A 23,380-nucleotide genomic window follows, 5' to 3' on the forward strand; every position below is an offset into this window, starting at 1 on the left:
ATTATGATTATGCACTCTTTGAAAAACGTTTTTTTCGTGTTATGTATCGGTTTCGTGCTCAGTGCCTGTACAAGCCTGGATATTGACAGCAATCGCCCGACCGACGTACAGCATATTGACCGCAACGATCCCGCATGGCAGCAACATCTGCAAAAAATCCAAACCATTCACGCTTATGCCGCTCAGGGGCAGCTCGGTTATATCAGCGCGAAAGAGCGTTTTTCCACCCGTTTTGACTGGCAATATCGCCACCCGAAAGCCTATACCTTGCTGCTTTCTTCCACAATCAGCAGTGCCACGCTTAAATTCGAGATGACCAATCAGGGCATGACCATTTCCGACAATAAAGGCAACCGGCGCTCCGAGGCGGACGCCAAAATGCTGCTGCGCGACATCGTCGGCATGGATATTCCGCTGGAACAACTGGCCGTCTGGCTAAAAGGTCAGCCTGATCCGACCAGCGATTATCAGGTCGGCACCAATCATTTGCTGGCCGGTTTCAGCTACCAGCTCGACGGCACGCTGTGGACGGCGGATTATCTGAATTATCACAGGGGGCAGGCCATTGCGTTGCCGCGCGACATTCTGCTGAAAAATGCCGCACAAACCTTAAAAATCCGTGTGGACAACTGGCAATACTGATGAAAACCTATCGATTTTCCACCGCACTTTCGCCGCATAACGCCCATTCGCCGCGGCGTTTTCCCTGTCCGGCCAAGCTGAATCTGTTTTTGTATATTAACGGCAGACGCCCCGACGGTTATCATGAACTACAGACCTTATTTCAGTTTCTGGATTTCGGCGACTGGCTGCAAATCGCCGTGCGCCAAGACGGAAAAATCACCCTCTCGCCGACGTTTGCCGGTATCGATACCGAAGAGAATCTGATTTACCACGCCGCCCGTTTGCTGCAAGACGAAACCGGCTGCACGCTGGGGGCGGATCTGTATCTGGATAAAATTCTGCCGCTCGGCGGCGGGGTCGGCGGCGGTTCTTCCGATGCGGCGACCACGCTGGTGGCATTAAATCATTTATGGCATACCGCACTTTCCACCCAAAAACTCTGCGAACTGGGGCTGCGCTTAGGCGCCGATGTGCCGATCTTTATTCACGGTAAAGCCGCATTTGCCGAAGGAGTGGGCGAAAAAATCACCTATTGTGCGCCGCCTGAAAAATGGTATCTGGTGCTGAAACCGGCGGTGTCGGTTTCCACCGCACATATCTTCGCTCATCCTGCGCTGCCGCGCAATACGCCGAAAAAAACACTGTCTCGGTTGCTGCACGAAAATTATGCAAACGATTGCCAAAAACTTGTGCTGGATCAGTATCCGGAGGTTGAAGAAACGCTCCGCTGGTTGTTACAATATGCACCGGCAAGATTAACCGGAACAGGCGCCTGCGTTTTCGCACAATTTGACGATGAGCAATCGGCGCAGGCGGTATTTCGTGATAAACCGGAAAAATTATTCGGTTTCGTTGCTAAAGGGGTCAATATTTCGCCGCTACAGCATATGTTGAATTCGCTTTAACGGAACCCGTTGATGACTTTATATACACACTTTCTTATCATCCAAAATCCTTGAGGTTAAATTTACCATGCCCGACATTAAACTTTTTGCTGGTAACGCCACGCCAGAACTCGCCAAACGTATTTCCGAACGTTTATATCTTTCATTGGGAGACGCAACCGTCGGCCGTTTCAGCGACGGTGAAATTCAGGTTCAGATCAATGAAAATGTGCGCGGCAGTGATGTGTTCATCATCCAGTCCACCTGCGCCCCGACAAACGACAACCTGATGGAACTGATCGTTATGGTCGATGCCCTGCGCCGTGCATCGGCAGGCCGTATTACCGCGGTGATTCCGTATTTCGGTTATGCCCGTCAGGATCGCCGCGTCCGCTCCGCCCGCGTACCGATTACCGCCAAAGTGGTGGCGGATTTCTTATCCAGCGTCGGGGTGGATCGCGTATTGACCTGCGATCTGCATGCCGAACAGATTCAGGGCTTCTTCGATGTGCCGGTGGATAATGTCTTCGGCTCGCCGGTATTGATTCACGATATTCTGAAAAAATCCGATCTGCACAATCCGATCGTGGTGTCACCGGACATCGGCGGTGTGGTACGCGCCCGCGCGGTGGCGAAATTATTGAACGATACCGATATGGCAATCATCGATAAACGCCGCCCGAAAGCCAATGTGGCGCAGGTGATGCACATTATCGGTGATGTGGCCGACCGCGACTGTATTTTGGTCGATGATATGATCGACACCGGCGGCACACTGTGCAAAGCGGCGGAAGCGCTGAAAGAACGCGGCGCAAAACGGGTGTTCGCCTATGCCACTCACGCAGTTTTCTCCGGCTCGGCGGCAAAAAATATCGCCAGCAACGCACTGGATGAAATCGTGGTGACGGATACCATTCCGCTGACGCCGGAAATCAAAGCGCTGGGTAAAGTACGCACCTTAACCCTTTCCGGTATGCTGGCGGAGGCGATTCGCCGCATCAGCAACGAAGAGTCCATTTCCGCTATGTTTAACTAACGGATTTCGCACTTCTGTCAATAACGGGCGCAATCATCGCCCGTTTATTTTTTGCCGATTTTGGCGCTGAAAATCACCGCACCGACGAGCAAGCCTTTATGCTTTATGAGATTTTCGATAAAAAAACAGCGACCGTGTGATAACACGGCCGCAGGCTTTGAGTGGATATTCAGATTCTTGCTCAACGCGGAAAAACGCGCTATTTTTTCACCGCACTTTCCACTTCGTCAATCATAATGCTCATGCTTTCCAGCCCGCCGAAGGTTAAATACCAATTGGCGGCATTCAGGTAAACAATGTGATTGTTTTGCGCCGCTTTGGTCTGTTTGATAATCGCGTTATCCAGCACGGTTTGCGCATTGTTGGCTTTATCGGTGATCGCCGCGGTACGATCCACCACCAATAAATAGTCCGGATTTTTTTCCAGAATATATTCAAAACCGACGCTCATGCCGTGGGTGGAGGATTTGATCGCCTTATCCGCCGGGGTAAAGCCGAAGCCGGTATAAACGATGGCATAGCGGGAATTGTCACCGAAGGCGCTGATTTTACTTTCATTAACCAAGGTTATCAGCGCGGTTTTGCCTTTTACCTGTTCGGCTAAGGTTTTCATCCGGCTGTCCAGCGCCGCCAGCTTTTCTTCCGCCAGCGCTTCCCGGCCGAAAATTTGACCGAAAATTCGGATATTCTGCTGAAAGCTCGGATAGAAATTATCGTAATCCGTTTTAACGAAAAAGACCGGCGCAATTTCTCTTAAGCGATCCAGCACTTTTTCCTGCCGCCCGGTGGCGATAATCAAATCCGGGTTGAGTTCGTTGATTTTTTCAAATGCCGGTTCCGGCGGCACGCCCACATTGGCATAATTCGCCGCGTTGAATTCGCTTAAATAATCCGGCACTTTACCGGCGTTGGCAACACCGACGATGGTCTCTTTCGCCCCCAGCAGCCGGATCGTATCCACCGCGGAAAAATCCAGCACCACCACCCGCTTAGGATGTTGCGGCATAACCTGTTTGCCGGCGGCATTTTCGACCGTGATCTCCGCCGCATTGGCCGTGACGACGCCCAAAAAACCGAGCAAGGCGACGGCTAGGGTTGAGAAAGTTTTTTTCATCATAGCGATTACTCCTGTTGTGTTGTGATTAATTTCTGAAATAAACGGCGATTTTATGCCGGTTGATCTCCTGAATCGGGATCGGCATATCATAAATCGCCTGTAATACCGGCTCCTGCATAATACGGTTCACTTCGCCCTGCTGTACCAACCGGCCTTCTTTCATGGCAATGATGTAATCGGAATAGCAGGAAGCAAAATTAATATCATGAATCACAATCACTACTGTTTTATTCAGTTCGGTTGTCAGCTTGCGCAGCACCTGCATGATCTGCACCGAATGTTTCATATCCAGATTATTCAGCGGTTCGTCCAGCAGAATATAATCCGTATCCTGTGCCAGCGTCATGGCAATATAGGCGCGCTGCAGCTGACCGCCGCTGAGTTTATCGATATAGCGCTGACGCAGCGGTTGCAGATCCATATAGCCGATGGCATTGTCGATAAAAGTGCGGTCGTTTTCGGTTAAGTTTCCTTTGCTGTACGGAAAACGCCCGAAGCCGACCAGCTCTTCCACCGTCAGACGCAGATTAATATGATTGGATTGTTTTAAGATCGACAGTTGCTTGGCGATATCCGCACTCTTCTGTTCGTTCAATCGTTTACCGTTCAGATAAATTTCGCCGCTGTCGGGATTAAGCAAGCGGCTGATAATCGACAGCAGCGTGCTTTTGCCCGCACCGTTCGGCCCGATAAAGGAGGTGATTTTTCCCTGCGGAATGGTCAGCGACACGTTGTCCACCACCTTTTTATTCGCGTAGCTTTTATTAATATTCCTGATTTCTATTGCCATTTTTTATTCACTCGTAATAACAGGTAGATAAAATAAACACCGCCGACAAAATTCACAATAATACTCAGAGTGGTATTAAAGCTGAACACCTGAGAAACCAGCAGCTGACCGAATACCAGCGTAATCACCGCAATCAGCATCGCCGCCGGGATCAGCACCGAATGGCGGTAAGTGCGGACAAATTCAAAGGTCACATTCATCACCAGCAGACCGAGAAAGGTCAGCGGGCCGACCAGTGCGGTGGAAACCGAGGTCAGAATCGCCACCAGAATCAGCAAGCGTTTTGCGATGCGATGGTAATCCACGCCGAGGTTAATCGCCTGATCCCGGCCTAAAGACAGCACGTCAAAATAAGGCAGATAGCGGACGGCATAAATAATGGCGAGGATCAGAATAGCCAGCGCAAGCCATAAAATATTGGTATTGATGCGGTTAAAACTGGCAAAGCCGATATCCTGCGCGATCTGAAATTCATTCGGGTCGATCAGCACTTCCATAAAGGTGGTCAGACTTTGAAAAAAGGTGCCGAAAATAATCCCTACCAGCAGCAGGAAAAAGATATTTTGCTGTTCTTTTTTAAACAGAAAATGATACAACAGCAGCGAAAACAGCACCATTACGCCGGTACACAGCACAAATAGCAGCACGGAATCAATGGCCATCAGCGTGCCGGAACCAAAGATAAAAATAATGCCGGTCTGAATCAGCAGATACAGATTATCCAGCCCCAGAATCGTCGGGGTAAGAATCCGGTTATTGGCGACGGTCATAAAGATCATGGTCGCCAGCGCAACGGACATGCCGGTCACCACAATCGCCGCAACCGCCAGTGCACGGCTGTGCAGGGCATATTCCCAGCGATTGGGTAAGTTGTAAAACAAATATAACGCCACCGCCAGTATGGCTAAGGCGCCCAATAGGATTAATTGGCGGAAAGATGCGGTGTGTTTAGCCATGGCGATACCGTTTCAACAATAAATACAGGAAAATGCCGCTGCCGAACACTCCGACCATCGCATTAATGGAAATTTCGTACGGATAAATCACCGCACGCCCCAAAATATCACACAACAGCACGAACACTGCCCCCAGCAATGCGGTATGCGACAATATTTTTTTCAGATTATCGCCCAGATACAGGGTAACGATATTCGGAATAATCAGCCCCAAAAACGGAATTACACCCACCGATACGATCACAATGGACGATACCGTCGCCACAATGGCCAGCCCCAGATATAAAACCTGCTGATAGTTCAAGCCGAGATTGGTGGCGAAATCCTGCCCCATGCCGACAATGGAAAAGCGGTTGGCAAACAGGTAGGCGATCAGCAAAGCGGGAATGCTGAAATACAGTATTTCATAGCGCCCTGACATCACCAGAGAAAAATCGCCCTGTAGCCAGCCGGACAGATTTTGCAGCAAATCCTGCTGATAGGCGATAAACGCGGTAATCGAGCTGATAATATTGCCGAACATAATGCCGACCAGCGGCACAAAGATCGTATCCTTAAATTTCAGGCGGGATAAAATGGTCATAAACAGCAGCGTGCCGATAAACGACACCACAATGGCAATCGCCGTTTTCAACAGCATGGATGCGGCGGGAAACAGCAATATCGCGATCAGAATGCCTAAACGCGCGCTGTCCATCGTCCCTGCCGTGGTCGGCGACACAAACCGGTTGCGACTGAGCTGCTGCATCACCAAACCGCAGATACTCAGCGCCGCACCGGCGATAAGAATGCTGATCAGGCGCGGGATGCGGCTGATTAAAAAAATCTGCCATTGCATCGGATCCAAATGCAGCAATCCCTGCAGATTCACCGTACTCACACCGAGAAAAAGAGAAACCACGGAAAGCAACAATAATAAGATAAACAGATAACGGCGTTTAATCATAAAATGTCATATAAAATTAAAAATGAGAATAATTATTATGAGTAAATGAGCATAATATCATGCCTTATTTCAGGCGCAATAACAAGCATAAAAAATGCAGCGGAAAACGTTGAATTTTTCCACCGCACTTTTGCTTACTACCAGGAGAAAATGGGTATTGCGTTACATTTTTAACTGCCGCTCGGCCTCTTTGGCGCGCAGCAGGAACTGACGACGTTCGGCAGTTGACATTTCGCTGCTGGTACCCGGCAGTTTAACGGTTAACGGATTGACCGGTCGCCCGTTAATATGAAATTCGTAATGCAGATGCGGGCCGGTGGAACGCCCGGTATTCCCCGACAAGGCAATCCGTTCGCCGCGTTTCACCGTTTGGCCGGCTTTCACCAACGGTTTGCTTAAATGCATATAAACGGTCTGATATTCACGACCATGGCGGATAACGATATAACGCCCCGCGCCGCTGGCCTGATAGGCCACTTTTTCCACCCGGCCGTCTGCCGGCGCAATAACCGGCGTGCCGATCGACATGGCAAAATCCACCCCGTTATGCGGGCGTACGCGGCCGGTGACCGGATGGCGGCGGGCGGGATTAAACGGCGATGAAACCCGCGCCTGACGCTGCATCGGATAACGGGCAAAACCTTTGCCTAAGGTTTCCCCCTGACGGTTATAATAGCGCCCGTTGCCGGCCTGAATGGCATAATAGCTTTTTCCGCCGGAGATAATATGAATGGCTTCCACATTCCCCTGCCCGGTCAGCTTATTATCCAGATATTCACGCGAAACCAGCACGGCAAATTTATCGTCCTTTTTCAGTCGGTTCATGCTGATTTGCCATTGCAGTGCGGTCACTAACTGACTGATTTGTTTACCGTCCAGCCCCAAGCGCCGCAGGCTGGCGGCAAATGAGCCGGTGATCTGGCCTCTCAGGGTTTCTTTTTTCCAGATGCTTTTCTTTTCCAGAATCTGGCGCTTAAATTTTCCGTTTTCCTGCCGTTCGTAAATACGTTCTTCTTTTTCCGAGACCAGCCAGTTCAAATATTCCAGTTCATTATCGCGGTTTAAAATCCAGTAAAACTGCTGCCCGGCCCGCAGTTTTTTCAACTCAGGATAGGCGGCGATCAATTCCTTGCTGGTATCATCCTCCAGACCGGACTGTTCCAGCACATCTTTCAGCGTATCACCGCGGACAACCGTATGGCTGAACTGATTTTTGATCCGCAGCGCCTGATCCGCCACATCCAGCAAATCATTCAGCACGCTTTGCGCGTCCTGCGGTAATTGCGACATGCCGTCATCTTCATCCAGATCAACCTGATCCACTTCGTCGTCATGTCCCTGTAAATCGTCATCATAGGAAGTGGCGTCTTCTGCCGGCGGCGGCAACGGGCTCTGCTGCCCCGGACGGTGTAACAGCGCCGCGTTCATAGCGGCATTCAGCGCCATCGACACGGCGTCGGTTTGCGTCGGCGGCGAGTCGGCAAGTGCGTTAACATCGACGAATTGCGGTGCGACAGGCTCCGGCGGCGGTGCGGTTTCATTTAAAGGCTGATATTGGCTCTCATCGCCGGCAACCACGGTTTCCAGCTTGGTTTCCGCCGTCTCTTTCAGGCTCAGCAGCATCCCCGCCAGAATAGAGAGAATAGCCAAAAAGAAAATCGCTGCTTTAATCCGCGATTTTCTTTTTCGTCTGTCCCTTGCCAACTTAACGTGCCGCACTCTCTGTTTTTCCTTTGATGACCACTTCATGAGAACTTTGCATGCTATTCAGACCAACGATAAGGCAAAAAATTCAGCCCCGAATTGAAAAAAAACATTAACCGGATAAATTATAAACATAATTCAACTTCAGCTTGTTAAAAACGGGAAAATAAGCTATTTTAAGCCGATTATTTAGCACTTGAATACAGCGACAATGCAGGTTCGTTCCGTGACACATCCTCTTATTGAGTTAAAGCATATCAATGTTCGTTTCGAACAGAAAACCGCTTTACAGAACATCAATTTAACCATTTATCCCAACTCGGTGATCACCATCGTCGGCCCCAACGGCGGCGGTAAATCCACCTTGCTGAAAGTGCTGCTGAAACTGCTGCCGCCCACCTCCGGCAGCGTCATTTATCACCGCAACGTGCGGATCGGCTATGTGCCGCAGAAAATTCATCTCGATCACAGCCTGCCGATCACGGTGGAAAAATTCCTGTCCCTGAAAAAAGGGATCAGCAACACCGCTATCCGCGAAACACTGGCGCTTTTGTCGATCGGCGAATTAGTGCATAACAGCATGCAGAAGCTATCCGGCGGTGAAATGCAGCGGGTCTTGCTGGCACGCGCGATTTTAAACCGACCGCACCTTTTGGTGCTGGACGAACCCACTCAGGGCGTGGATATTAACGGTCAGGCGGAGCTTTACCAGCTGATTCATCAAACCCGGCAGACCCTGAATTGCGCGGTGCTGATGGTTTCCCATGATCTGCACATCGTGATGGCGGATACCAATGAAGTGCTGTGCATTAACCAGCATGTCTGCTGCGCCGGAACCCCGGAAAGCGTATCCAACGATCCGACCTTTATTCATTTTTTCGGTGATCAGTTATCAAAAAATATCGCCTTTTATACTCATCACCATAATCATAAACACAACATCCACGGCGATGTCTGCTGCAATCGTTATTTTCATTCGCAGCAATGCGCCCACCGGTTTGAAAACAAGGATAACTCATGATCGATATTCTGCTTCCCGCCTGGCTGACCGGGATGTTGCTGTCATTAATTACCGCCCCGCTCGGCGCGTTTGTGGTGTGGCGCAAAATGGCGTATTTCGGCGATACGCTGGCACATTCCGCGCTGCTCGGCGTGGCGCTGGGAATTTTTCTGCACATCAATCCGTATCTGGCGATTGTCGTGCTCACGTTGCTGATTGCCGGATTCATGGTCTGGCTGGAAAGCAATACCCAGTTTTCCGTCGATACGCTGCTGGGCATTATCGCCCACAGCTGCCTTTCGCTCGGCGTGGTCACGGTGGGATTACTGCACAATGTGCGCGTTGATCTGATGGCTTATTTGTTCGGCGATCTGCTGGCGATTAATTACGATGACTTATATTTTATCGGCGGCGGCGCCCTTTTCGTGATGGTGACGCTGTTTTATTGCTGGAAACCGCTGCTGTCCACCACCGTCAGCCCCGAACTGGCACAGGTAGAAGGCATTAATATCCGCCGGATGCGCTTCATTCTCATGATGCTGACCGCCTTAACCATCGCACTCAGCATGAAATTTGTCGGCGCCCTGATCATCACCTCGCTGTTGATTATTCCCGCCGCAACCGCCCGGCGTTTTGCCCGCACTCCGGAAACCATGGTGTGTATCGGCATCCTGATCAGCATGTTATCCGTTTCGCTGGGTTTAACCCTGTCCGCCTGCTACGACACCGCCGCCGGCCCTTCTGTGGTGATCTGTTCAACCTTCTTATTTCTGCTGTCCTTATTTAAGAAAGAAATCAATTAAAAAACCACCGCACTTCAGACGCCTTGCAGCGCTAAAGTGCGGTGATTTTTCGCACGGTTTTTTATTCTGCCACAGGCGTGCGAACACACGCCTATCCATTCAACAACACAGGGCAAACCGTATCAATATCGGTTATTCCACCCGTTCGCCGTGCAGCACCAAATCCAGCCCCTGCCGCTCCGCATCATGATCCACGCGCAGACCGATGAACTTATCAATGATCTTCAGCAACATAACGCTGCCGACAGCGCTGAATACCACGGTGATCAGCACGCTTTTCAGCTGAATCCAGACGGTAGTTTCCGCACCGGTAATCTCGCTTGAAACAAATATGCCGGTTAATACTGCGCCGACGATACCGCCGATGCCGTGAATGCCGAAGGCATCCAGACTGTCGTCATAGCCACACCAATATTTCAGCTTCGTTACCCCCACAAAACATACGGCGCCGGTTATTGCGCCGATAAACAGCGCGCTTTGTACCGACACGAATCCCGCGGCCGGCGTAATGCCGACTAATCCCGCCACTGCGCCGGAAACCAGCCCCAATGCCGAAGGTTTATGCCGGCATAAGGTTTCGATCAAAATCCAGCTTAACGCGCCTGCCGCCGCGGCGATCTGCGTAGTTGCCAGCGCCATGCCCGCTCGGCCGTCCGCCGCCAGCGCAGAACCGGCGTTAAAACCGAACCAGCCGATCCATAGCATCGCCGTACCGATTAACGTCAATACCAAGTTATGCGGTGTGATGACTTCGCGCCCGTAACCGACACGTTTTCCCAGCATAATCGCCGCCACCAGCCCGGCAACCCCGGCATTAATATGAATCACCGTGCCGCCGGCGTAATCCAGCACGCCATCATTTGCCAGCCAGCCGTCCAACGCCCACACCCAATGGGCGGTCGGCACATAAATCAGCAGCGACCAAAGCCCGACAAAACACAATAAGGCGGAAAATTTCATCCGTTCGGCCAAGGCGCCGGTGATAATCGCACCGGCAATAATCGCAAACGCCATTTGGAACACCATAAAGACCGATTCCGGAATCGTCGGCGCGCCGGGATACACCGTCAGCATTTGTTGCTCGGTAAACACATTCAGCCCGTTTAAAAACAAACGTTCGCTCCCGCCTAGAAACCCGTCGCCGGGGGTAAACGCCAGACTATAGCCGACGCCCATCCATAACAGGGAAAGTAAGCAACATACCGCAAAACTCTGCACCATGGTCGCCAGCACATTTTTCTTGCGCACCATACCGCCGTAAAATAACGCTAAACCGGGAATGGTCATAAATAACACCAAAATGGCGCATACCGCAACCCAAGCCGTATCGCCCGCCTGTAACTCCGCAACCGGCCGAATCCAGTCGGTCAGCTGCGCAAAGGTGGCCGGCGATAAACCGGCCGATAATCCGAGTAAACAATATTTTTTCATAAACCACCTGCCATCTCACTGTTAAATCGCGTCGTCATCAAGTTCACCGGTACGAATGCGCACCACTCGCTCCAGCGGCTTGATAAAAATTTTTCCGTCACCGATATGCCCCGTTCTCGCCGCATTACAAATGGCGTCCACCACCTCATCGACACGCTCATCGCTTAAGGCAATATCTATTTTGACTTTCGGTAAAAAATCCACCTGATATTCGGCACCGCGGTACAATTCCGTATGCCCTTTTTGTCTGCCGAAACCGTTGACCTCCGTCACTGTGATGCCCTGAATCCCGATATCGGATAACGCATCGCGTACCTCATCGAGGCGGAAGGGTTTAATAATCGCCGTGATTAATTTCATGATTCGCTCCTCTTAAGTTGATTACCGTTACGCCACCGTTCAGCCCCGGTTGCCGAACCGGCCGTGCATCAAACACTGCCGAAAAATAAAATAACATTAATAAAAATCTAAGTAAACATCAATTTATATAAAAAATATTTATTAAATTAAGATAAAAATAAAACAAAAACCAATAATAAAGAGATTTTATTAAATAATAAACCAAATCATGAATACCATGACGAGATATGGCGCGCAACTTAAGCGACGGGCGGCGATCTGAAAAAATACATAAAAAAACACCGCACTTTAGAGACATAAAAGTGCGGTGCAAAATCCGATAATTTTTTGCGTTATGCCGTCGGGCGAACGCCTAAGGTGTGGCAAATGGCATAGGTTAATTCGCTGCGGTTTAAGGTATAAAAATGAAAATCCTTCACTCCTTCGCGTGACAGAACGCGCACCATATCCATGGCGACACTGGCGGCAACCAGATTGCGGGTGGTTTGATCATTATCCAGCCCATCATACATTTTTGCCAGCCAGCCGGGCAGTTTCACATTGGTAAGCGCGGCCATTTTCTGCAATTGTTTGAAATTGGTCACCGGCAAAATGCCCGGCACGATTTCCGCATCAATACCGACGGATGCGCAACGATCCCGAAAGCGCAAATAGCTGTCCACATCGAAAAAGAACTGGGTAATCACATGGTTGGCGCCGGCGTCAATTTTGCGTTTCAGATTAATTAAATCCGCCTGCGCCGATTTGGCTTCCGGATGCACTTCCGGATAAGCCGCCACCGAAATATCAAAATCGGCGACGGAACGCAGCAAGGCGACCAAATCCGCCGCATAAAACGGCTTTTTGTCATAGCCGGGCGGCTCGTCACCACGCAGCGCCACAATGCGGCGAATCCCGCTGTCCCAATAATCCTGCGCGATTTGTTTTAACTCATCCGGCGTGGCATCGATGCCGGTCAGATGCGGCGCGGCTTCCAGCCCGGTTTCCCGCTTAATCCGTTTTACTACGCTATGGGTGCGGTCACGCTCACCGGAATTGGCGCCGTAAGTTACGGATACGAATTTCGGCTTCAGCACTTTCAGGCGCTGTATGGAATCCCACAGGATCTGTTCCATTTTCTCGTTTTTGGGCGGAAAAAACTCGAAGGACACATTAATTTTTCCGTTGATATCGGTTATATGATTGTTCAGCGTATCAATTTCTTTGGCATAGCTCATCGTCTTTCACTCCCGTTCCGCCGTATTTCCAACCCGGCCATATATGTTCAATAACCCGTCATATAACGCATGATAACGGATTTCGGTATTAAACTTAAACACAAAACGAATATGTGTCAATTTCAAATATTTCATTATTTTTATGAACGGAATTCATAATAAACTTATTTGTAGTCATCTGGTGAATTCGCTATACTCAAGGCAATTTCAACTTGTCAGGTTTAGGAATAAGATGAATAAAAAAGCCAAAGTCACATTGACATTATCCGCCATTGCCGTGGCCTTAGGGATCGGCGCACAATTTTATACCAATTACAAAATCGATCAGGTCTTACAGAATTTTCCTTACTCTTTGCGTGATCAGCTGACGCTGAACGTCACCCAGCAACACGCTAACTTTTTCAGCCGGGAACTGATGTTCAGCATTACCGACGCCGATGCGGAAAAAACCGATATTATTACCACCAAACTGACCGCACTGCCTTTTGCCGTTACCGCGGAATCCGAACTGCCGCAAACGCTGGTGCGGGAGCTGAATAAAAAACTGAAGATCACTATCGATAAAAACATGATCAGCAGTAAGTTTTCCGTGATCGGCGATTATCTGCAATCCAGCATTGCAACGCAATTCCGTGATCTGGCCAATAGCTCGCAAACCTTGGAAATCGATCTGAATTTCGCCGCCAAAACCAAATTTATGGAAATTCAGAGCCGGCTCAGCGGATTTAATTATGACGCTAACTCAAAAATCAACGGCCTGAAAACCAATCTGACCCTGATTCCCGTCGGGCGCAGTCAATATGACTTGGCCGACCTTGATCTCAGCCTGAACAACGCGGATATTTATTTGCTGGACGGCGATAACACGCATATTCAGCTCAACAAACTTAATTATACGATCAACAAATCCGTTTCCGCCGACACCTACGACCTGACCACCGCCATCAACGGGGAAACGGTTTATCTTTCCGATAAAAACCGCAAAGAGGATAAAATCGCCCTCAACGGCGTGCAGATTTCCACCGTGCAAAACGGCATACCGAATGAGCTGGTGTTCGCCAATATACTGAATGCGTCGAATAAAGACAGCATTGATTATCCAAAAGCCATCAATCTGTTATTGGATCTGCTGTTTAATAATCAGCAATCGGAGGCCAAAGTCAGTATCGCGGGCCTGAATGTACCGCAAGGGCAGCAAACCGTTCTGGCGCTGAAAAATGCCAATCTGGCCTTTAAAGGCAATTATCAGGATAAACAAAACGCCGAATTTAATCTGACCTTCCGGCTTGACGAACTGAACGCCGCCCCGCCGGCCAAACAGGCGCTGAGCCTAAACGGCGTAGAGCTGGAAAACAACGTCTCCCATTCCGATTTAGCCGCCCGTTTAAGTTGGCTGAAAGGCGCGTTTGCCTTATTTAACCGTACCGCCGACAACAAAGCCAGCCAGCCACTGGAAAAAGATAATCCGGCATTTTTAACCGCACTAACCGATTTCGCCCATCGTTTCAACGAAACCTCCGCCCTCAAACTGCGCATCAATCGCCTGTCTTGGCAGGATAATATGCGCTTTAACGGCTTGACCTTAAACTATACGGAAGCTCCCGCCGATGAAAAACAGCATTATGCGATTACACTCAGCGGCACGCTGGATAAATACAGCAACGAACCGGATGGATTACAACTCAGTAAGGTTAAACTGAATCTGCCGGCCAAGGTGGCGGATTTTCATCGTTTATTGCCGTATTATGTCTGCTCTCAGCATCTGATCGACGCTTACTGCGCCGCGAATTTAACGGATAAAACCCTATCCGAGCTGCAAGGGGAATTGTTTAAGGTGGGTGTCGCCATTGAACAGGCGGATCTCAGCGCCAATCTGGATTCCCTGCCGGCGACCGACAGCGCCGACATTACGGCGTCCCTGAGTTTAAATTTCCCGCCGCCGACAAATGATAATGATAAAGCGGAAAATCAGGCGGCGCTGATGAGTCAACGTCTGGAGCAGACCGATACCGTTCTGACACTGCGCATCCCGACGGTGCTGCTCAGCGACGATAATCAGGTTAAAGCCAAGCTGAAAAAAGAAAGCCGCTTCTGGCAAGGGTTCAACAACCTCATTAATCCGGACGGCCGGCTGTCTGCTTATTTTATCCAGGAAAACGCCGACTATGTGTACCGTTTTGAGAAAAACTCCAATGGCGAATTCGTCAACGGTAAACCGCTGTCCCAGCTGGAACAGGATATAGAGCAGGAGCAGGATCAAGCCATGCCGCAACCAGAAGCGCATGACGCACCGGCAGAAAGCGATTTACCAACCCCGCCGGCGAACTAGCCGGCCAAAGTGCGGTGAAAAAAAACGAAATTTGCACCGCACTTTCTTTACAAATGCGAAAATCCTCCTACAATAGCCTTTCCTTAAACGACCTGCCCGCGCGGGCGGGTTACTGACCTGTAATCAGACACAAAGAGAAATCTATGACAACGCCTTTTAAGCCCGAACTGCTTTCACCGGCAGGTTCGCTGAAAAATATGCGCTACGCCTTTGCTTACGGCGCGGATGCGGTATATGCCGGCCAGCCGCGCTACAGCCTGCGCGTACGCAACAATGAATTTAACCACGCCAATTTAAAAATCGGGATTGATGAAGCTCATGCCTTAGGCAAAAAATTCTATGTGGTGGTCAATATCGCCCCGCACAATTCCAAATTAAAAACCTTTATCAAAGACTTACAGCCGGTAATCGACATGAATCCGGATGCGCTGATCATGTCCGATCCGGGTTTAATTATGCTGGTGCGCGAACATTTCCCGCACATGGATATTCATCTGTCTGTGCAGGCCAATGCGGTGAACTGGGCGACGGTCAAATTCTGGCACCAGCTGGGGCTGACCCGCGTGATTCTCTCGCGCGAGCTTTCGCTGGACGAAATCGCCGAAATCCGCCGTCAGGTGCCGGATATCGAAATCGAAATCTTCGTGCACGGCGCATTATGTATGGCCTATTCCGGACGCTGTCTGCTGTCCGGTTATATCAATAAACGCGATCCGAATCAGGGAACCTGCACTAATGCCTGCCGCTGGGAATATTCCGTGGAGGAAGGCAAAGAAGATGATATCGGCAATATCGTCAACGCCGCTGAAGCGATTGCGGTGAAAAATGTGGCGCCGACTCTGGGCGAAGGCGCGCCCACCGATAAAGTGTTCCTGCTGGCGGAAAGTCAGCGCCCGGAAGAAAAAATGTCCGCCTTTGAAGACGAACACGGCACCTATATTATGAACTCCAAGGATCTGCGCGCCGTGCAGCATGTGGAACAATTAACCAAACTGGGCGTGCATTCGCTGAAAATCGAAGGGCGCACCAAATCCTTCTATTATTGCGCCAGAACCGCGCAGGTATACCGCAAAGCCATTGACGATGCGGCGGCGGGCAACCCCTTTGACCGCAGCCTGATGGATACGCTGGAAAGCCTTGCGCACCGCGGTTATACGGAAGGTTTTCTGCGCCGGCATACCCACGACGAATATCAGAATTACGAGTACGGTTATTCCATTTCCGAACGTCAGCAGTTTGTCGGCGAATTTACCGGCGTGCGCCAAAACGGCATGGCGGAAGTGGCGGTAAAAAACAAATTTTTACTCGGCGACGAGGTGGAATTAATGACCCCGCAGGGCAATATCGTCTTCACCATCAAACGCCTGCTTAACCGCAAAGGCGAAGCGGTCGAAACTGCGCCCGGCGACGGACACTTTGTGTTTTTAGATGTGCCGGCGGATATTGATTTACAGTATGCGCTGCTGATGCGCAATCTGGTCGGTACCGACACCCGAAATCCGCACGCCGCACAACGTTGAGTCAACTGCAATATTTTTGTTAAAAAAATGTTGCAAATGTAAAAATTATGTGTATAATTCAAGCCGTACCCTAAAAAGTATGACTCCAAATATATTCGCCCTTTCTGCTTGAAAGGGCTTTTTTTATGCGCCAAAAACGAAAGCGCGATTTTTGCTTGTACTTGCCGACAATTCGCAATAGACTACGCCATTCGACTTTTTTCATCACAAAATAAAGAATTTTTATAATGCGTGTTTCCGATTTTTATTTTGATTTACCCGACGAATTGATCGCCCGTTACCCGAATCCCGATCGCAGCGCCAGCCGGTTAATGCAGCTGAACGGCGAAAACGGGCAGATTTTTCACCGCACTTTTACCGATATCGTTAAGTTGATTCAGCCCGGCGATCTGCTGATTTTTAACAACACCCGCGTGATTCCCGCCCGCATGTTCGGCCGCAAAGCCAGCGGCGGCAAAGTGGAAGTGCTGGTGGAACGGATTCTGACGGAAAACCGTTTTCTGGCTCATGTGCGCGCGTCCAAAGCACCGAAAGAAGGCGCGTTATTATTGCTGGGCGAAGATAAATTAGGCGCCGGCAACGACATCGCCGCCACGATGATTGCGCGTCAGGGCGCGTTATTCGAACTGGAAATCGTCGAAAAAAACACCGCACTTTTGGATCTGCTGCAACAAATCGGCCATATGCCGCTGCCGCCTTATATTGACCGCCCCGATGAAGAGGCGGATAAAGAGCGCTACCAAACGGTGTACAACAAAGTTCCCGGCGCCGTTGCCGCGCCCACCGCCGGGTTGCATTTTGACGATCAACTATTAGCGCAGCTGAAGGAAAAAGGCGTCAATTTCGCCTTCGTCACCCTGCACGTCGGTGCCGGCACCTTCCAGCCGGTACGGGTGGACAATATCGAAGATCACATTATGCACGCCGAATATGCGCAAGTCCCGCAGGATGTGGTGGACGCCATTTTGGCGACCAAACGCAACGGCAAGCGGGTGATCGCGGTCGGAACCACTTCCGTGCGTTCGGTCGAAAGCGCCGCATTAGCCGCCGAACGGCACGGCGGCGCGCAACTGCTCGAACCCTATTTTTCCGACACCTCGATTTTTATTTATCCCGGTAAAAAATTCCGCGTGGTGGACGGTTTAATCACCAATTTCCATTTGCCGGAAAGCACCCTGATCATGCTGGTTTCCGCCTTTGCCGGTTACAAACATATTATGACGGCCTATCAAAGTGCGGTGGAAAATCGCTATCGTTTTTTCAGTTACGGCGATGCGATGTTTATCAGCAAAAATGAGCATGTAACGGGGCTGGATTAACGTTTTCAGGCGAATCTGCTCAGCATACTGTTTTTTGTTTGCACAAAAGAAAACCGGTTCACAACAAGCCGATATAAAACCAAAACCCCTCGAACTGTTTATTCGAAAAGGAAAAAATAATCATGACGATGAAATTCAAACTGCATAAAACCAACGGTACGGCGCGGCGCGGTACCATGACATTTAACCGCCCGCAGGGCGAATTTGAAGTACAGACCCCCGCCTTTATGCCGGTGGGTACTTACGGCACGGTCAAAGGCATGACGCCGGAAGAAGTGCGCGCCAGCGGGGCGGAAATTCTGCTCGGCAATACTTTTCATTTATGGCTGCGTCCGGGGCAGGAAGTAATGCGCAAACACGGGGATTTACACGATTTTATGCAATGGCAGCGGCCGATTCTGACCGACAGCGGCGGCTTTCAGGTGTTCAGTCTGGGCAAACTGCGTAAAATCACCGAGCAAGGGGTGAAATTCCAGAATCCGATTAACGGCGAACGGATTTTTTTGTCACCGGAAAAATCCATGGAAATTCAATATGATCTCGGTTCCGATATTGTAATGATTTTCGATGAATGCGCGCCCTATCCGTCCACTTTCGACTATACCAAAAAATCCATGGAAATGTCGCTGCGTTGGGCGCAGCGCAGTCGCCAGCGTTTCGACGAATTAGGCAACCGCAATGCGCTGTTCGGCATTGTGCAGGGCGGTGTGTTTGAAGAGTTGCGGCAAACTTCTTTGCAAGGTTTGGTCAATATCGGCTTCGACGGCTATGCGGTAGGCGGTTTGGCGGTGGGCGAACCGAAAGAAGATATGCACCGTATTCTGGAATATGTCTGTCCGCAACTGCCGACGGATAAACCGCGCTATTTGATGGGCGTAGGCAAACCGGAAGATCTGGTGGAAGGCGTGCGCCGCGGGATTGATATGTTCGATTGCGTTATGCCGACCCGCAACGCGCGCAACGGGCATTTGTTCGTCAGCGACGGGATTGTAAAAATCCGCAACGCCAAATACCGCGACGATACCACGCCGCTTGATGCGCAATGCGATTGCTACACCTGCAAGCATTACACCAAATCCTACCTGTATCATTTGGATAAATGCGGGGAAATTCTGGGCGCCAGATTGAATACGATTCATAATCTGCGTTATTATCAGCGTCTGATGCAACAGATCCGCACGGCTATTGAGGAAGACCGCTTCGAACAATTCGTGCAGGATTTTTATGCCCGCATGGGAAAACCCGTTCCGCCGCTGCAATTAGCCGGCGCATAACGTAAGGATAAAGGTAAGATAATGCTGAATTTCAACACGCCCCCGGCCGTCGGCTGGGATGATCCCATCGACATGCTGTACGCCTGCCACGGTAAGGTGAAAGGTTTTTGCCGCCAGTTACGGATTCTGCCGGGTTATTTGCAAACGAAGGGCATCAATCAGGCGGTAAAAAATGATGTGCGGCAAATCCTGACTTATTTCAATCACTCGGCGCCGCTGCATCACGAAGATGAAGAACAGGATTTTTTCCCGGCGCTGCTCAGTTACCGGCCTGATGTGCAGCCGGATATTGATGCCCTTGAACGCCAGCATCTTGATTTGCACCAAAACTGGGCGCGCCTGTCCGCACAACTGGAGGCGCTGTTGCACGACGATTGTGCGCAGGTTGATCCGGCGTTAATCGATACCTTTATCGCCGCGTATGACAGCCATATCGCACGGGAAGAACCGCTGTTTGAACTCGGCAAACAACAGCTATCGGCGGCCGAACTGCAAGCCATGGGGAAAATCATGGCGGCACGGCGCAAAAAATAACGCGACAGCATAATATGGCCGAATATGTACTGGATTTAACCGAGTTCAGCTGCCCGGTTCCGCTATTAAGAACGAAACGGGCATTGGCTCAATTACAACCGCAGGACGTATTATATCTGCGGTTGAATTTATCCGCCGCAATTGAGGATTTTCGACTGCTGTGCCGCCAAACGGGTCGGCGGCTTATTTGCGTCGAACAGTTTCCTGCCTATCGACAACTGGTAATCGGAAAATAATCCCGCCGTCGTTTTCTCCGCCGCCGCATAAAATGTTTTTCACATTAGACCCATTTTATGCTATTTTAGCCACCTGTTTTTTCTGGAATTATGATTAATTTAACTTTAAAAAGGATACAAAATGGAAGCTCAACAAGGTAGCCCAATGTCAATGTTGTTTATTTTCGTGATTTTCGGTCTGATTTTCTATTTTATGATTTATCGTCCGCAGGCGAAACGCAACAAAGCCCACAAACAATTAATGTCCGAATTGGCGAAAGGAACCAAAGTGCTGACTTCCGGCGGGTTAATGGGAAAAATCACCAAAATTTCACCGGACAGCGAAGATGTGGTCATCGCCTTAAATTCTAAAACCGAAGTCAGCATTCAACGCAACTTTATCGTTTCCGTCTTACCGAAAGATCAACCGATCAGCGATCTTTAATGTTTAATCTATTCCGCAAGGGAACAGGAAATCTATGTTAAATCGTTACCCTTTATGGAAGAATCTAATGGTGATCCTTGTGGTCGCCATTGGTCTTTTATATTCTCTTCCGAATCTTTACGGCGAAGATCCCGCCGTGCAAATCTCAGGCACCCGCGGACAGGAAGCCAACAGCACATTGCTCGGTGAGGTTCAGCATATATTAGCGCAGAACCAATTGCCGCTTAAATCGATTATGCTGGAAAACGGTTCTATTCTGGCCCGTTTTAATAACACCGATGATCAGCTGCTGGCGAAGGACAAAATTACCGAAACATTAGGCAATAATTATTCCGTCGCCCTCAACCTTGCCGCGGCGACCCCGAAATGGCTGACCGATATCGGCGGCAACCCGATGAAATGGGGGCTGGATTTACGCGGCGGGGTGCGCTTCCTGATGGAAGTGGACATGAACACCGCGTTAAGCAAACGTCAGGAACAGCTACAGGACAATTTGCGCACCGAATTGCGTAAAGAAAAATACCAATACAGCGCCATCCGCGGCGGTGAGAATTTTACCACGCTGGTCACCCTGGCTAAACCCGAGCAGCTATCCGGCGCACAACGTTTCCTGCGTAAACAGCATCCGACTCTTGAAGTGAACGAAGTATCAAACAATACCCTGTCTTTGGGCTTGTCCGATGCGGCGCTGAATGAAGCGCGCGATCACGCCATTGAGCAGAACCTAAGTATTTTGCGTCGCCGTGTGGAAGAGCTGGGCGTATCCGAGCCGGTTATCCAGCGACAGGGTGCTGAGCGCATCGTGGTGGAACTGCCGGGGGTACAGGATACCGCGCGAGCAAAAGAAATTTTAGGTGCCACCGCCACACTGGAATTCCGTCTGGTCAACCAAAACGCCAATCCGGATGCGGCGGCACGCGGCATGGTGCCGTCCGATTCGGAAGTTAAACTGGATCGTCACGGTAATCCGGTCGTGTTGTATAAACGTGCGGTACTCGGCGGTGAACATATTACCAACGCCAGTTCCGGGGTGGATCAAAACACCGCGTCACCGCAGGTCAGCGTCACGCTGGACAGCGAAGGCGGCGAAATAATGTCGCAAACCACTAAGCTGAATCTGAAAAAGCCGATGGCAACCTTATATGTGGAATATAAAGACAGCGGTAAAAAAGACGAAAACGGCAAAACCGTTCTGGAAAAACATGAAGAAGTCATTAACGTCGCCACGATTCAGGGACGTTTCGGCAGCCAGTTCCAAATTACCGGAATCGACAGCCCGGCGGAAGCGCAGAATCTGTCCGTGCTGCTGCGTTCGGGCGCGCTGACCGCTCCGATTCAAATTGTTGAAGAACGCACCGTCGGCCCGTCTTTAGGCGCACAAAATGTCGAACAAGGCTTGAAAGCCGGTGTATGGGGGCTGGCTATCGTTATCCTGTTTATGCTGGTGTACTACAAATTATTCGGCCTGTTCGCCAATATTGCCTTAATGGCCAATATGGTGCTGTTGGTGGGCTTAATGTCTTTGCTGCCGGGCGCGACGCTGACCATGCCGGGGATCGCCGGGATCATCCTTTCCGTCGGCATGTCCGTTGACGCCAACGTTCTGATCTTCGAGCGTATCAAAGAAGAAATGCGTAACGGACGTTCCGTTCAGCAAGCCATTAACGAAGGGTATAACGGCGCCTTTACCAGTATTTTCGACGCCAACCTCACCACCATTCTGACCGCCGTAGTGCTTTACGCCGTCGGCACCGGGCCGGTGAAAGGCTTCGCCATTACGCTGTCGCTGGGGGTGGCGATTTCAATGTTCACCGCCATTACCGGTACCCGTATGCTGGTCAACTGGCTATACGGCGGTAAAAAAGTGGAAAAACTGTCAATTTAACGTGAGGATAACATTGTGAGTTTATTAACAAAACAGAAAAAAGTTCACGAGTTCCAAGGCGTTAAATTACCTTTCGAACTGATTGAATTTATGAAATACCGTAAATGGGGCTACCTGTTTTCGGTGATTGTGATTGCCGTTTGTTTCTTTTTTATCTTCACCAAAGGGTTTAACTGGGGCTTGGATTTCACTGGCGGTACGGTGATCGAAACCCATTTCTCCCAACCGGCCGAACTGGAGAAAGTGCGTGCCACGTTAAAAGAAAACGGTATTGAAAGCGCGCTGGTACAAACCACCGGCGGCGTGCGTGATGTGATGATCCGCTTGCCGGCCACCGCCAGCGATGCGGAAATCGGTAATAAAATCCAAACCATGCTCGGCAAACTGGACAGCGCCATTCAAATCCGCAGTGTGGAATTCGTCGGGCCGAATGTGGGCGAAGAGCTGACGCAAGGCGCCATTTACGCCACCTTAGCCACGCTGCTGATGTTGCTCGGTTATGTGGGTATGCGTTTTGAATGGCGTCTGGGTACCGGCGGCGTGCTGGCGCTGGCACACGATGTGATCGTCACACTGGGCGTGTTTTCCTATCTGCAGATTGAAATGGATCTGACCTTCGTGGCGGCGATTCTCTCCGTGGTAGGCTATTCCCTGAACGACAGTATCGTGGTGTTTGACCGCGTGCGCGAAAACTTCCGTAAAATCCGCCGCATCGGCACCATGGACGTGATTGACATTTCCCTGACGCAAACTCTGTCCAGAACCCTGATGACGTCGATCACAACCCTGTTTGTGGTGATTGCTTTATTTGCCTTCGGCGGGCCGACCATTCACAGCTTCTCGCTGGCGTTATTGATCGGGATCGGTTTCGGTACTTATTCTTCCATCTTCGTCGCCATTGCGATTGCCTTTGATCTCGGCTTAAAACGCGAACACATGGTGGTGCAGAAAGTGGATAAAGACGCCATTGACGAAATGCCGTAAAATTTCA

22 protein-coding genes are annotated in these 23,380 nt (G+C 50.2%); 14 read left to right on the top strand and 8 right to left on the bottom strand.

Annotated features, from left to right (window positions below; genetic code table 11):
* The first annotated feature begins 9 nt into the window (after nt 1-9).
* From lolB to ACESOH_RS05770, 3 genes are all read left to right on the top strand, one after another.
* Nucleotides 10-642 (top strand): lipoprotein insertase outer membrane protein LolB, encoded by a 633-nt coding sequence (gene lolB, locus ACESOH_RS05760; protein ID WP_373100293.1) that lies wholly within the window; start codon nt 10-12, stop codon nt 640-642.
* Nucleotides 642-1,529 (top strand): 4-(cytidine 5'-diphospho)-2-C-methyl-D-erythritol kinase, encoded by an 888-nt coding sequence (ispE, locus tag ACESOH_RS05765; RefSeq protein ID WP_373100295.1) that lies wholly within the window; start codon nt 642-644, stop codon nt 1,527-1,529. Before lolB ends, ispE begins: the two co-directional genes overlap by 1 nt.
* A gap of 67 nt (nt 1,530-1,596) precedes the next feature.
* A complete protein-coding gene (locus tag ACESOH_RS05770) occupies nt 1,597-2,544 on the top strand; it encodes a ribose-phosphate pyrophosphokinase (RefSeq protein ID WP_032092895.1) in 948 nt (315 codons plus the stop codon).
* Nucleotides 2,545-2,743: 199 nt separating this feature from the next.
* Here the strand turns inward: ACESOH_RS05770 and ACESOH_RS05775 are convergent, their stop codons facing one another.
* The 5 genes from ACESOH_RS05775 to mepM all read right to left on the bottom strand — a co-directional run bounded on the left by ACESOH_RS05775 (nt 2,744) and on the right by mepM (nt 8,072).
* The gene (locus tag ACESOH_RS05775; protein ID WP_373100429.1) at nt 2,744-3,658 is read right to left on the bottom strand and encodes a siderophore ABC transporter substrate-binding protein; all 915 of its coding nucleotides are present in this window, start codon (nt 3,656-3,658) and stop codon (nt 2,744-2,746) included.
* Between the two features lie 28 nt (nt 3,659-3,686).
* Entirely contained in the window at nt 3,687-4,451 is a 765-nt protein-coding gene (locus ACESOH_RS05780) for an iron ABC transporter ATP-binding protein (protein WP_373100297.1), read from the bottom strand.
* Entirely contained in the window at nt 4,442-5,407 is a 966-nt protein-coding gene (locus ACESOH_RS05785) for an iron chelate uptake ABC transporter family permease subunit (RefSeq protein ID WP_373100299.1), read from the bottom strand. The genes ACESOH_RS05780 and ACESOH_RS05785 overlap by 10 nt, the downstream gene beginning before the upstream one ends.
* The gene (locus tag ACESOH_RS05790) at nt 5,400-6,353 is read right to left on the bottom strand and encodes an ABC transporter permease (protein WP_032092897.1); all 954 of its coding nucleotides are present in this window, start codon (nt 6,351-6,353) and stop codon (nt 5,400-5,402) included. The genes ACESOH_RS05785 and ACESOH_RS05790 overlap by 8 nt, the downstream gene beginning before the upstream one ends.
* Nucleotides 6,354-6,515: 162 nt before the next feature.
* The gene (gene mepM, locus ACESOH_RS05795; RefSeq protein WP_373100300.1) at nt 6,516-8,072 is read right to left on the bottom strand and encodes a murein DD-endopeptidase MepM; all 1,557 of its coding nucleotides are present in this window, start codon (nt 8,070-8,072) and stop codon (nt 6,516-6,518) included.
* Between the two features lie 196 nt (nt 8,073-8,268).
* On the opposite strand from mepM, the gene znuC reads away from it, so the two are divergent.
* Nucleotides 8,269-9,078 carry a zinc ABC transporter ATP-binding protein ZnuC gene (znuC, locus tag ACESOH_RS05800; protein WP_032092899.1) on the top strand — a complete coding sequence of 270 codons (810 nt, stop codon included), beginning with the start codon at nt 8,269-8,271 and terminating at the stop codon, nt 9,076-9,078.
* Nucleotides 9,075-9,860, top strand: coding sequence for a zinc ABC transporter permease subunit ZnuB (gene znuB, locus ACESOH_RS05805; protein WP_032092900.1), 786 nt, complete (start codon nt 9,075-9,077; stop codon nt 9,858-9,860). Before znuC ends, znuB begins: the two co-directional genes overlap by 4 nt.
* A gap of 132 nt (nt 9,861-9,992) precedes the next feature.
* Here znuB and ACESOH_RS05810 read toward each other — a convergent pair whose 3' ends face one another.
* The 3 genes from ACESOH_RS05810 to metF form a co-directional block, all read right to left on the bottom strand.
* Complete coding sequence (locus tag ACESOH_RS05810) at nt 9,993-11,291, bottom strand: ammonium transporter (RefSeq protein WP_373100301.1); 1,299 nt, start codon at nt 11,289-11,291, stop codon at nt 9,993-9,995.
* A 21-nt stretch (nt 11,292-11,312) separates the two neighbouring features.
* On the bottom strand, nt 11,313-11,651 hold the full coding sequence (glnK, locus tag ACESOH_RS05815) for a P-II family nitrogen regulator (RefSeq protein WP_032092902.1): 339 nt from the start codon (nt 11,649-11,651) through the stop codon (nt 11,313-11,315).
* A 332-nt stretch (nt 11,652-11,983) separates the two neighbouring features.
* A complete protein-coding gene (gene metF, locus ACESOH_RS05820; protein WP_032092903.1) occupies nt 11,984-12,868 on the bottom strand; it encodes a methylenetetrahydrofolate reductase in 885 nt (294 codons plus the stop codon).
* Nucleotides 12,869-13,100: 232 nt separating this feature from the next.
* Between metF and ACESOH_RS05825 the strand changes: the two genes are divergently transcribed.
* From ACESOH_RS05825 to secF, 9 genes are all read left to right on the top strand, one after another.
* A complete protein-coding gene (locus ACESOH_RS05825; protein WP_373100302.1) occupies nt 13,101-15,197 on the top strand; it encodes a hypothetical protein in 2,097 nt (698 codons plus the stop codon).
* A gap of 143 nt (nt 15,198-15,340) precedes the next feature.
* Nucleotides 15,341-16,717, top strand: coding sequence for a prephenate-dependent tRNA uridine(34) hydroxylase TrhP (trhP, locus tag ACESOH_RS05830; protein WP_373100304.1), 1,377 nt, complete (start codon nt 15,341-15,343; stop codon nt 16,715-16,717).
* Between the two features lie 227 nt (nt 16,718-16,944).
* Nucleotides 16,945-18,036, top strand: a complete 1,092-nt coding sequence (queA, locus tag ACESOH_RS05835; RefSeq protein ID WP_373100306.1) for a tRNA preQ1(34) S-adenosylmethionine ribosyltransferase-isomerase QueA — start codon at nt 16,945-16,947, stop codon at nt 18,034-18,036.
* Between the two features lie 128 nt (nt 18,037-18,164).
* Nucleotides 18,165-19,310: a tRNA guanosine(34) transglycosylase Tgt gene (tgt, locus tag ACESOH_RS05840; RefSeq protein WP_373100430.1), complete on the top strand. Its 1,146-nt coding sequence runs from the start codon at nt 18,165-18,167 to the stop codon at nt 19,308-19,310.
* A 21-nt stretch (nt 19,311-19,331) separates the two neighbouring features.
* Complete coding sequence (locus ACESOH_RS05845) at nt 19,332-19,844, top strand: hemerythrin domain-containing protein (RefSeq protein ID WP_373100307.1); 513 nt, start codon at nt 19,332-19,334, stop codon at nt 19,842-19,844.
* Between the two features lie 14 nt (nt 19,845-19,858).
* Nucleotides 19,859-20,080, top strand: coding sequence for a sulfurtransferase TusA family protein (locus ACESOH_RS05850; RefSeq protein ID WP_032092907.1), 222 nt, complete (start codon nt 19,859-19,861; stop codon nt 20,078-20,080).
* 121 nt (nt 20,081-20,201) lie between these two features.
* The gene (gene yajC / locus ACESOH_RS05855; protein ID WP_032092908.1) at nt 20,202-20,504 is read left to right on the top strand and encodes a preprotein translocase subunit YajC; all 303 of its coding nucleotides are present in this window, start codon (nt 20,202-20,204) and stop codon (nt 20,502-20,504) included.
* Nucleotides 20,505-20,538: 34 nt separating this feature from the next.
* Nucleotides 20,539-22,389, top strand: coding sequence for a protein translocase subunit SecD (secD, locus tag ACESOH_RS05860; protein ID WP_373100309.1), 1,851 nt, complete (start codon nt 20,539-20,541; stop codon nt 22,387-22,389).
* A gap of 90 nt (nt 22,390-22,479) precedes the next feature.
* Entirely contained in the window at nt 22,480-23,373 is an 894-nt protein-coding gene (gene secF, locus ACESOH_RS05865) for a protein translocase subunit SecF (RefSeq protein ID WP_373100431.1), read from the top strand.
* The last annotated feature ends 7 nt before the right edge of the window (nt 23,374-23,380 follow it).

This window comes from Necropsobacter rosorum, from assembly GCF_964241405.1.
Lineage (GTDB): Bacteria > Pseudomonadota > Gammaproteobacteria > Enterobacterales > Pasteurellaceae > Necropsobacter > Necropsobacter rosorum.

Coding starts and splice junctions, on each gene's coding strand:
- lolB (WP_373100293.1), top strand. CDS start 10: ATGCACTCTTTGAAAAACGTTTTTTTCGTGTTATGTATCGGTTTCGTG.
- ACESOH_RS05785 (WP_373100299.1), bottom strand. CDS start 5,407: ATGGCTAAACACACCGCATCTTTCCGCCAATTAATCCTATTGGGCGCC.
- yajC (WP_032092908.1), top strand. CDS start 20,202: ATGGAAGCTCAACAAGGTAGCCCAATGTCAATGTTGTTTATTTTCGTG.
- tgt (WP_373100430.1), top strand. CDS start 18,165: ATGAAATTCAAACTGCATAAAACCAACGGTACGGCGCGGCGCGGTACC.
- ACESOH_RS05790 (WP_032092897.1), bottom strand. CDS start 6,353: ATGATTAAACGCCGTTATCTGTTTATCTTATTATTGTTGCTTTCCGTG.
- secD (WP_373100309.1), top strand. CDS start 20,539: ATGTTAAATCGTTACCCTTTATGGAAGAATCTAATGGTGATCCTTGTG.
- ACESOH_RS05780 (WP_373100297.1), bottom strand. CDS start 4,451: ATGGCAATAGAAATCAGGAATATTAATAAAAGCTACGCGAATAAAAAG.
- ACESOH_RS05825 (WP_373100302.1), top strand. CDS start 13,101: ATGAATAAAAAAGCCAAAGTCACATTGACATTATCCGCCATTGCCGTG.
- znuB (WP_032092900.1), top strand. CDS start 9,075: ATGATCGATATTCTGCTTCCCGCCTGGCTGACCGGGATGTTGCTGTCA.
- ACESOH_RS05775 (WP_373100429.1), bottom strand. CDS start 3,658: ATGAAAAAAACTTTCTCAACCCTAGCCGTCGCCTTGCTCGGTTTTTTG.
- ACESOH_RS05770 (WP_032092895.1), top strand. CDS start 1,597: ATGCCCGACATTAAACTTTTTGCTGGTAACGCCACGCCAGAACTCGCC.
- znuC (WP_032092899.1), top strand. CDS start 8,269: ATGCAGGTTCGTTCCGTGACACATCCTCTTATTGAGTTAAAGCATATC.
- ACESOH_RS05850 (WP_032092907.1), top strand. CDS start 19,859: ATGGCCGAATATGTACTGGATTTAACCGAGTTCAGCTGCCCGGTTCCG.
- secF (WP_373100431.1), top strand. CDS start 22,480: ATGAAATACCGTAAATGGGGCTACCTGTTTTCGGTGATTGTGATTGCC.
- queA (WP_373100306.1), top strand. CDS start 16,945: ATGCGTGTTTCCGATTTTTATTTTGATTTACCCGACGAATTGATCGCC.
- ACESOH_RS05845 (WP_373100307.1), top strand. CDS start 19,332: ATGCTGAATTTCAACACGCCCCCGGCCGTCGGCTGGGATGATCCCATC.
- ispE (WP_373100295.1), top strand. CDS start 642: ATGAAAACCTATCGATTTTCCACCGCACTTTCGCCGCATAACGCCCAT.
- trhP (WP_373100304.1), top strand. CDS start 15,341: ATGACAACGCCTTTTAAGCCCGAACTGCTTTCACCGGCAGGTTCGCTG.
- ACESOH_RS05810 (WP_373100301.1), bottom strand. CDS start 11,291: ATGAAAAAATATTGTTTACTCGGATTATCGGCCGGTTTATCGCCGGCC.
- glnK (WP_032092902.1), bottom strand. CDS start 11,651: ATGAAATTAATCACGGCGATTATTAAACCCTTCCGCCTCGATGAGGTA.
- metF (WP_032092903.1), bottom strand. CDS start 12,868: ATGAGCTATGCCAAAGAAATTGATACGCTGAACAATCATATAACCGAT.